At 74.5% G+C, this 3,610-nt stretch carries 4 protein-coding genes and 1 pseudogene; 2 read left to right on the top strand and 3 right to left on the bottom strand.

All coding sequences use genetic code 11. From position 1 onward, the window contains the following. Positions 1 to 111: 111 nt before the first annotated feature. Positions 112 to 654, top strand: a pseudogene (locus JNW89_RS31040) (MFS transporter); the annotation flags it as partial. 121 nt (positions 655 to 775) lie between these two features. Then, the gene (locus tag JNW89_RS31035; protein WP_238451781.1) at positions 776 to 1,567 is read left to right on the top strand and encodes a maleylpyruvate isomerase family mycothiol-dependent enzyme; all 792 of its coding nucleotides are present in this window, start codon (positions 776 to 778) and stop codon (positions 1,565 to 1,567) included. Positions 1,568 to 1,643: 76 nt separating this feature from the next. On the opposite strand, the gene JNW89_RS31030 is transcribed toward JNW89_RS31035, so the two are convergent. The 3 genes from JNW89_RS31030 to JNW89_RS31020 form a co-directional block, all read right to left on the bottom strand. Further along, positions 1,644 to 2,369, bottom strand: coding sequence for a DUF4287 domain-containing protein (locus JNW89_RS31030; RefSeq protein WP_238451780.1), 726 nt, complete (start codon positions 2,367 to 2,369; stop codon positions 1,644 to 1,646). A gap of 212 nt (positions 2,370 to 2,581) precedes the next feature. Beyond that, positions 2,582 to 3,001: a YchJ family protein gene (locus tag JNW89_RS31025; protein ID WP_334574429.1), complete on the bottom strand. Its 420-nt coding sequence runs from the start codon at positions 2,999 to 3,001 to the stop codon at positions 2,582 to 2,584. Between the two features lie 146 nt (positions 3,002 to 3,147). Beyond that, positions 3,148 to 3,610: C39 family peptidase (locus tag JNW89_RS31020; RefSeq protein ID WP_238451778.1), on the bottom strand; the 463-nt coding region annotated here is incomplete at its 5' end.

The following is a 3,610-nucleotide window of genomic DNA, read 5'->3' as shown; positions in this document are numbered from 1 at the left end:
GCCGGTCTGCCGGGCCCGGGACGGGTCGGCCCGCCAGAAGCGGTTGAAGACCAGCTTCTCCTCCCCCGGCTTGAGCCCTCTCCCGTCAACGACTTTGCGCAGCATCTGGCCCTTCTAGCCGCTCCTGCCGCTGGACCGAACACGCCGCTGCTGGCGCGGGACACCGGGGTCGCCGAGCCGACCGTGCCGCTGCTGCTCCTGCTCGTCTCGGCCGGGGTGACCGTGGGTGGCCTGCTCGCGGCGCCGGCCGAACGGCTGGGCACCCGGGGCTACGCCGCGCTGCTCACCGTGGCCGCCGTCGCGCTCGCCGCCGGGGCGGGACTGCCCCACCCGGCGGGGTTCGTGCTGGTCGGTGTCGCGTTCTGCGCCTTCCAACTGGCCACGGTGCTGGCCGACGCCCGGCTCCAGGCGCGGATCACCGGGCCGGGACGGGCCACCGTCACCTCGGTCGCCGGCATGGCCACCGACCTGACCATCATCGCCGTCTACGGCGGGTACGCCCTGGTCGCCGCAGTGGGCGGCAACCGGGCCGCCTTCGTGATGGCGGCCGTGCCGTACCTGCTGGTGGCCCTCGTGCTGCTGGCCTCCCGCGACGCTCGCCGTGGCGGTCGCGGGCGGGAGCCGGTGGCCGGCCGCAGCGGCGGGCCGACGTGAATCGCGCCTGCACCCTGAGTCGCGCCGGTGGCCTGGCGGGCACGTTCGGCCGTTGGCAAAGCGGGCGGGGTGCCCGGCCCGGCGGGCGGCTCGTGTCGGTGCCGGCGGTTAGCGTGGCCGGATGACCGGTGTGAGCTACGACCGTTGGTACGCCGAGATCGTGCAGCAGAGCGACCTGCTGCGGTCGCATCTCGACGGCGCCGACCTGACCGTCGCCGTTCCGTCCTGCCCGGGCTGGAACGTGGGCCAGCTGGTGCGGCACCTCGGTGGCGGGCAGCGGTGGGCCGCGGAGATCGTCCGCACCCGGCCGTCCACGCCCCCGTCGGACAGCCACTTCCGCGACCTGTCGCCATACGCCGACGAGGACCCGGCGGTGGTGGGGCCGTGGCTGGTCGAGGGAGCCGCCGACCTGGCCGGGGCGTTGCGCGACGCCGGGCCGGCGGCGCAGGTGTGGACCCCGCTCGGGCCGGGCAGCCCGGCGTTCTTCGCGCGCCGGTTCGCCCACGAGACGCTCGTGCACCGGGCCGACGCCGCGCTCGCCCTGGGCCTCGACGTGGCGGTCGCGCCGGAGGTCGCCGTCGACGCCCTCGACGAGTGGCTGGAGCTGGGCGCGCTGCCGCAGATGTTCGACTTCCACCCGGACCGCCGGGAGCTGCTCGGCCCGGGCCGGACGCTGCACCTGCACGCCACCGACACGCGGGCCGAGCTGGGCGCCGAGTGGGTGGTGGACCTGACCGGCGACGGAATCGCCTGGCGGCGGTCGCACGAGAAGGCCGCCGTGGCCGTACGCGGGCCGCTGTCCAACCTGCTGCTGCTGGTCTACGGCCGGCTTTCCGTCGACACGGCGGGCGTCGAGGTGATCGGGGACGCGAAGCTGCTCGACTTCTGGCTGGAACGGGTCGCCTTCGGCTGACCGGGCCGGCCCGGTGACGGCGACGACCGCCACCGGGCCGGCGGTCAGCCCGGCAGGTGCACGGAGGTCGTGCTGCTCAGCGCCCCGCCTCGCCGGACTCCAGCAACTGCTTGAGCGCGGCCAACCGGTCCCGCCAGTACGCCTTGAGCGCGGCCGCCTGCTCGGCGTCGGTGAGCTTCTCGTGCACCACGGCCACCGAGGCCTTCGTGTCGCCCTTGGGCGAGAAGCCGACCACGATCCGGGTCGGGCCGCCCTCCCAGTCGGCGCGGAAGGTCTTCGGCCGGGTGGCCGTGCGTACCCGGATTTCCACGTCGGGCAGCCACCGCCGGCGCAGTCCGTCGTCGCTGAACGCCTCGAACAGCCGGTCCACCGGCACGGCGACCGTACGGCTGCCGCTCGCCTCCCAGCCGCCGCCGCGCCGCTGCCCGGGGGCGCGCAGGCCACGCGCCTGCTCGTACCCGACGGTGACGGTCTGCGCCCACCAGCCCGGCACCTCGTGGGCGGTCACCAGCCAGCGGGCCGTCTCGGTGTGCGTACGCTGCACCGCGCCCCACTCGTCCAGCAGGGCGAACCACTCGTCCCAGCCCCGGCCGGTGCGCTCGCGGAGCATCGCCTCGGAGATCCGGTCGGCCTGTGCAGCCCCCGATCCGGGGGCCGGGGGAGTGGATTCGGCGGGCGCCGCGGTCGGCGGTTCAGCCGCGACGGGGCCGGCCAGCAGGTGCCGGCGGGCCGCCGTGTAGCTCTCGCCGGTCTTGTCCATCCGGGTACGGACCCGGGACTTGAAGGATTTCTGGCGCGTCATCACATGCTCCCTGTCGACGGCGCGGTCGTGGGGACTCACGCTCCTGTCGACCCGCCGTTGCCTGGGCATGTGGCACGGCGCCCCGAAGACTCAAGGTCTCCTTTGCCTCCGCGACGCCGGTGGCGTGAGCACCGGTAAGGAGGTGAGGCGCGGGACGGCGCCGACGCCATGGTAACGCGCCGCGCCACGGCGGGCGAGCAGGTCGCGCCGGCTCAGTCGGGCAGGGCGTCGAGGTAGACCCAGTGCCCGTCCTCCCGGACGAAGCGGCTGCGCTCGTGCAGCGTCCCCGGCCGGCCGGCCTCGCGGTAGTGGGCGCGGAACTCGACGGTGCCGGTGCTGTCGAACAGGCCACCCCGGTCGGTGTCGACGATCTCCAGGCGGGTCCACTGCTCGCCCGGGTCGAGCCGCAGCCGGGCCGGTCGGGTGGAGGAGTGCCAGCTGCGCAGCAGGTACCCGGCGTCACCGACGGCGAAGGCGCTGAACCGGGAGCGCATCAGCGCCTCGGCCGTCCCGGCCGTGCCCTCGCCGCGGTGCACCGGGCCGCAGCAGTCGGCGTACGGCAGGCCGGAGCCACACGGGCACGGCCGGTCCTGGTCGTCGGCCGCGCTCCGGCGGGCCCCACGTTTCGCCACGGCACCCATCCTGCCGCACCGGTCGGGTGCGGAAACCGGCAGCCGGGTGACGCGGCCGACCCGCCCGGCGACGGCTGCCGGCGTATTTCGGGTACGACGAGAGGGCCGCCCCGGGTGGGCCGGCCCTTGTCGGTGGTGCTGGTGGGTCAGGAGGCGGCGGAGTAGCCGCGGGTGGCGATCCAGTCGGCGAGGTTGTCGACGCTGATGCGGTAGGAGGCCTGGTCGGGGTTGGCGGAGTCGGCGATGGTGACGGTGTTGCCGCCGTCGCGGTAGCCGATGACGCTGATGTAGTGCCCGCCCTCGAAGGAGTGGGTGGTGCCGTCGGTGTCGGTGGTGGTGCCGGCGATGTTGGCGACCACGGCGCGGCCGTCGTCGATGGTGCGGACGATGTCGGTGCGCAGCTTGTCGGTCTGCTTGCGGTCGGCCTTGCTGTCGCGGATCTCCACCGACCGGTAGGCGTCCTTGCTGCCGGTCTCCTTGTTCAGCACCGGGGTGATGTCGTTGATGCTGTTGGTGCCGTCCTCGGTGGTGCCCATCTCCTTGGCCATCGCGTCGACGTCGATGTCCTTGCCCTGCACGGACAGGGCGTTGCGGGTGGCGGCGGGGCCG

This window comes from Micromonospora sp. 4G55 (genome assembly GCF_016803375.1).
Note: the sequence above shows the minus strand (reverse complement) of the source record. Positions and strands in the feature narration are given on the sequence as shown.